Below are 6131 nucleotides of genomic sequence, written 5' to 3'. Positions count from 1 at the left end.
TGAGCCGTAGGGGAAATTGTTGGGACAACGCACCGACTGAACGCTTTTTTAGCAGCCTAAAACCAGAGTGGTTAACGGGAAATCTCTATACAACAAGGGAGGATTCGATAAGAGATGTGAGAGCCTATATTGCTTATTACAACTCGCGCAGAATACATACAACGCTGGGGGGATGTAACCCCCATCGAATTTTAGAAATGTGCTTAAAGAGGTATCCGGCTGGACTTGACCACAACAATCAGCTTAAACAGATACCAGAACGCTTCATGGCGTTCCAGCTTAAGGTTTTCACCTTGGCCAATCAGTTGGGGTATGAAAACCTGATCGCCAAGTAAATGGAGTTCTTCGCCACTAATAAGGGCCTGTCTGCGATCTGGAATGAGTCGGTATCTGATTCGTGTCAGCCCTTATTGCCAACAGGTGATCAGTGGGATGCGGTAGATCTCGTGTTGAACCAAAAGGTCTATATTGCTCTAAAAGAGTGCATAGGACCTGAAGGCGAGCTTCTGCCAATCACGGTTGATGGTGAAAAAATGTACATTTTCCACTGTCAGTCTTTTGGTAAGGCTCCAAGCTTCCAGAGCTCGGAGCCTTTTCCTTTTCTGGTGGTCAATCAGTACAAAAAGTGCGCCATTCAAAAATAATTGGCAAGAGCGGGGTTTCACTTCATTCCTTACTATGACTAATTGGTCGATTGGTGAGGTTGAGGCCCCATCCGAATCAATCTTGCACTTCGGAGCTATTCTCTTTCCTGCAGATACAAATTTAACCTCTGGAAAGCCTGCCCCCACTAGTTGCAGTTTCCACTTGGCGTATATTTCATCTTTGGGCATAATCCCGCCCTCACTTCGCACCGGGATGTGCAGTCGTTATCAAAACGGCTTTTCGCAATCCAAATACCCATACCCAAAATGAAAAACACGACAATCTATGTCTTCGCTATCTTTTTGTTTCTGCTTGCCGCCTGTGGCGGTAGTAGTTCTGGCTCGGATAGCGGTAACAACGTCGTTACCGTGCCAGCTCAGCCTCAGAATGTCAGCTTGAGCTTCCAAGCTGTCAAACTCTTCCAATTTACTTGGGACGAGGTAGAGGGGGCCAGTTACTACCGGCTCCAGGAAAATCCTGATGGCGTTTCCGGGTTTACCCAAGTCGGAGAGGATATCCCTCAAGGTACCGAGACCTATACCCTGGAAGTGCCAATCTATGCCAGAATCAACGCTCAATACTTATTGCAGGCCTGTAATACAGAAGGATGTTCTGACTCTGAGGTACTCACGGTTGACAGTACGTTAGCCAACAGCATCGGTTATTTCAAAGCTAGCAATACCGATAAAGAGGATTTATTCGGCTATTCAGTCAGTCTCAGTAAGGACGGCAAAACCCTTGCGGTGGCAGCCCCCGAAGAGAGCAGTAATGCCACAGGCATTGATGGTGACCAGAACAACAACGATGCACCTGAGTCTGGCGCTGTATATGTATTCGCTCGCATAGGTGCGGACGCTAGATGGGCTCAGCAGGCCTATTTAAAGGCCAGCAATACCGATAGAGGAGATTACTTCGGCTATTCTGTCAGCCTCAGCGGTGATGGCGACACCCTTGCGGTGGCAGCTGTCTCTGAGAGCAGTAATGCTACAGGTATTGATGGCGATCAAGGCAATAACGATGCGTCTGATTCCGGTGCTGTATATGTGTTTACCCGTACCAGCGCCACATGGATTCAACAAGCCTATATTAAGGCCAGTAATACCGATAGATACGATATATTTGGCAATTCCATAAGCCTCAGCGGTGACGGCAACACCCTCGCGGTGGCGGCATATCAAGAGGGAAGTAATGCCACAGGTATTGATGGCGACCAGAGCAACAATGATGCTGTCAATTCCGGCGCGGTATATGTATTTGTCCGCATCGGCACCACCTGGGCTCAGCAAACCTACTTAAAGGCCAGCAATGCCGATGAATACGGTCTCTTTGGTACTTCGATCAGCCTCAGTAGTGATGGAGATACTCTCGCCGTAGCGGCTGTAGGTGACGACAGTAATGCTATCGGTATTGATGGCGATCAGAGCAACAACGATGCGTTCTTTTCCGGCGCTGTATATATGTTTGCCCGCACTGGTGCCTCTTGGGCTCAGTCGGCCTATGTCAAAGCTAGCAACACCGATGATGAGGATTTCTTCGGTTCTTCAATCAGCCTCAGTGGTGATGGCAGCACCCTTGCAGTAGGCGCCCGAAGAGAAGACAGTAATGCCACAGGCATTGATGGTGATCAGAATAATAACGATGCACCTAGTTCCGGCGCTGTATATGTGTTTGCCCGCACCGGCGCCACCTGGGCTCAGCAAGCCTATATCAAGGCCAGCAATACCGATTATCAGGATTCATTCGGTTCTTCTATTAGCCTCAGCGGTGACGGCAACACCCTCGCGGTAGGTGCCCAGGAAGAAGACAGTAATGTCACCGGCATTAATGGCAATCAGAGCAATAACGATGCGTCTAATTCCGGTGCTGTATATGTGCTTGTCCGCAGAGGTGTTATTTGGACTCAGCAGGCCCATCTCAAGGCCAGTAACACCTTTGGGGTATACTTGTTCGGCTATTCTGTCAGCTTGAGCGGTGATGGCAGAACTCTCGCTGTGGGGACTCCTGGTGACAAAAGTGATTCAACTGGTATTAGTAACAACCGCAGTAACGACCATAGTGCGTCCTTTTCCGGCTCAGCTTTTATTTACTGATTAATGCTAAAAAATTGAACGTTTTCTTTACTTGCCTAAAAGATGCCAAACGAGTCAAAAACGTTAAATTAAGCGATAATCAAGGCTCTTTTGGAACTCGCTCCCTATTACCTTGTAGGGGAGCGAAAACCAAAAAGGCCCCAACCTACTATCAGGTTTGGGGCCTTTTTTTGGGGTATCCATAAATTGAATCCCTGGAAATACTGTAATTGTACGTTACAAAATACGGTGCTTTTTGCATAAAATAAAAATATGAAACGTAACTAAAATTGGTAAGATTGTTGTTGAAATCGATATTGGATATGTTCAGTAATATACAATACTTCTGAAGTACTGCTGGATCAGAAGGAAAGAATACACTGCATTCGTGACGCGCCATGAATTTATCCCTGTAAGCTCGTAATCGGCATCCATGCCTCATACGGTCCCGAGCGCAATATATTCTTTCCTTCCCCCTTTTTAGTAATAATGTATGGTAGAGAAGTAATCCGCATTGCAACAAACACCTTTGTTTTTAAATTTACGGCAGGTTTGGGAGGCGTGGTAAGAATTTTTGATTCAAGCTGTATGGTCCCTGTCAGGCCAGGCTAGATAAAAAATAGTTCAGAAATGCTAACTAGGGTCCTATTGATTTACGCAGATATGAATTTATGATTATTGAATGTTATTTGTATGCCTAGAGGCATATTATTTGAAATGATGCCAAATACTATTAGGGCGTTTTAAATATTTCATTCCAAGCCCTTGACTTTCTCGGTGTCAGATTTGTATAGAAATATCATACTGCAATAAATACACAGGTTCTTCAACAGGAAGCTGGCCCGTCGATGCCGTAACAAAAATTATTCCAAAAATGAAACACCTGGATGCCTGATTATGTCCATCAATTTCTATTAGTTGGAGTCTAGGGTGGCGACTAGCTACACGATTTAAATTGCAGGCAAAATTTGTCAGGATTTTCTTCAAATATGGGAAAATTTTCCTATGGTGATTTTTGTAATTTGGATCAGACTCCCCCTGGTTTTTGGTAATCTTTTTTAACTTATTAATCGGAGGGCTTTGTATGAAATCTAAAAAAATTCACCCAGTGAAGTCGGCGTTTATTGTATTGGCGGGTGCCATTGGTATGTCACTGTCTGGTATGACTCTGGCAGTTAGCTGTGGGGATACTATTGATACCCCAGAAGCATTGGACTCAGACTTGAATTGCGCTGTATCTCCTGCTGTAACGATTATGGGGCCATCAGGAAGCCTTAATTTTAACGGCTTCACGATTAGCTGTGATGGGGATGGTGTAGGAGTAAAACTGGTTGGTTCTATGGCCAGAATAACAGGTGGTGGCACTCCATTTGGCTTTGTGCAATTATGTGATACAGGAGTTTTTCTTGAGGGAACTGGCTCACATTATGTTTCAGATATTTCTGCTGACCAAAATTCCCGCATAGGGATTTCAATGGTCAGTGATGGGAATTTCTTATTGGACTCTCAAGGTTCTAATAATTCTGGGATTGGGATTGCTGTTTCTGGTGATAACAATACCATAGCCGCTTCCAGTGCTAATAATAATCAACTTGATGGCATTGCTGTTGTGGGTAATGGCGCAGTCATAGCTAGAAGCTTCGCGATTACTAATTCTCTTGCGGGTATTGTGCTATCTGGATCAGACAACAGCGTGGTAACTCAAAATACTGCTACTTCAAACACTTACGGTATTGTGTTGGAGCGTCAGGGCCAAGGAAATTTCATCATTGCAAATGATGCTAATACCAATTTCTCAACTGATTTGGTTGATGATAATGTTCCGCCTTGTGTAGGGAATACCTGGTTTTTGAATGATTTTGTTACTGCCAGTGATCCTTGTATAAATTAGTCAAAATGTTATACCTCCCTGCTCGACCAGGCAGGGAGGTATTATCGTTTCAATATTCTTTGCTGTATGCCTTGTTCGTGCAGAATGGTTCCATGCGCATCCATTCAAAAGAGCCTAAAGTCATATTGATATTATTAGAGGTGACAAGTAAAAAACTAAATATATCAATGGGTTGGAAATCCTTAGTTTTCTCTGTGTTGGATCTATATAAAAAGCCCATGCTACGATAAATGCGCAGATTTCCAGCCCGAATACCCCGAGGTCCACTCATTGCGGGCTTTTCATTTCTACTCCCGGAGAACTCAATGAGCGCATCCCACACAGTTGCGACTGAGGGAGTGAAGCTCGTTCCTCCTGTAGCCGTACTGAGGGCCAATCTCTTTGGTAAGACAGCAGATCAATCGATACAGGTACTTATGGTAATCTATTTATTGGGTTTGGTTGCCTAACAGATGCTGAAACAATGGGCTGCTATTTGTCGTTTCTTCTGTTGGTATCAATGAAAATTCCCTCATGAGATTGAGTAAACGCGTTGCTGGTTTGGTAGCTGCTGCCTGTATTGCCTGCGCCGCTCCCCTGGTTAACGACTTCGAAAGCAGCAGCTTGATGGCCTAATCGACCCCAGGAACTCACCAATGTATAAGCGGCTAATGATCGTTTGCAGGCTGATATTGAAGATAGTAATCCTGGACACCCTTGGATTGGACGATATATGTGTATCACCCTGAAACTACCATTCGGCAGAGGTTCTAGGCATCCAGAGAGGTCTCGTAGGATAGTCGTATGCATCTAAGATCATGTCTTACTTTCAGATGCCATCTGCCAGGCATAGGTTTTCAGGGGTTTCTGTATGCTATCGCTGCAAATTAACATCTCAATTGGTACGGTCGGACCCATAAACTCGCAGATAGCTGCAAGATGTGCTCGGTATCAGACACAGAAACCAAGGTAGAGTAGTTACCGATGAATGTTGCAACCAGAAGCCAGCAGCCTTTCTCATTGATCAATGTGGTTGGAGCTAAGAAGAATGAGGCTGGCAGCTAATCAAGAACCTTATGGTAGTCGCCTTTATTACGTGCATCTGGTAGTTATTCAGACTCATTTAGTTGGTGGCCTGGGAGAGAAAATAGAAACTTTTAATGCTACGGTTAAATTAATTGGTAGAGATGAATTCTTCTTATGGGTCACTGAAAAGAAAAGGCTTTCGATTAGTAGGGTTGAGGGTTACTATGCGTAGGTACTAAAAAGGGGAAGGAAAGAATACACTGCGCTCGGGACCGTATGAGGCATGGATCCCGATTACGAGCTTACAGGGATGTATTCACAGCGCGTCTCGAGTGCAGTGTATTCTTTCCTTCTGGCGCTGTAGTAAGTGGTTGCATGTGAGATCTGTGGGGTATCTAGGCTAGGTATTGAAATTTATAATTTTTTTATCAAACTAGAGTTTAGAGCGAGCCAGACCACCAGCAGCTTCTTTTTTGCCGCTGGAGCCCTAGCCCGATTACAACCAATTGTTTAAAAACTCC

Annotated in this window: 4 protein-coding genes and 1 pseudogene; all 5 read left to right on the top strand. The window is 44.8% G+C overall.

Going from position 1 to position 6131, the window contains the following annotated elements; genetic code table 11:
• Nucleotides 1-191 (top strand): annotated as a pseudogene (locus tag ACCI49_RS23140) (integrase core domain-containing protein); the annotation flags it as partial.
• A gap of 144 nt (nt 192-335) precedes the next feature.
• A complete protein-coding gene (locus tag ACCI49_RS23135; protein WP_371841603.1) occupies nt 336-644 on the top strand; it encodes a hypothetical protein in 309 nt (102 codons plus the stop codon).
• Nucleotides 645-911: 267 nt separating this feature from the next.
• Nucleotides 912-2735 carry a histidine kinase gene (locus ACCI49_RS23130; protein ID WP_371841602.1) on the top strand — a complete coding sequence of 608 codons (1824 nt, stop codon included), beginning with the start codon at nt 912-914 and terminating at the stop codon, nt 2733-2735.
• A gap of 1063 nt (nt 2736-3798) precedes the next feature.
• Entirely contained in the window at nt 3799-4605 is an 807-nt protein-coding gene (locus ACCI49_RS23125; RefSeq protein WP_371841601.1) for a right-handed parallel beta-helix repeat-containing protein, read from the top strand.
• A gap of 1027 nt (nt 4606-5632) precedes the next feature.
• On the top strand, nt 5633-5842 hold the full coding sequence (locus ACCI49_RS23120) for a hypothetical protein (RefSeq protein WP_371841600.1): 210 nt from the start codon (nt 5633-5635) through the stop codon (nt 5840-5842).
• Nucleotides 5843-6131 lie beyond the last annotated feature (289 nt).

Source organism: Microbulbifer epialgicus (assembly GCF_041447265.1).
GTDB lineage: Bacteria > Pseudomonadota > Gammaproteobacteria > Pseudomonadales > Cellvibrionaceae > Microbulbifer > Microbulbifer epialgicus.
Note: the sequence above shows the minus strand (reverse complement) of the source record. Positions and strands in the feature narration are given on the sequence as shown.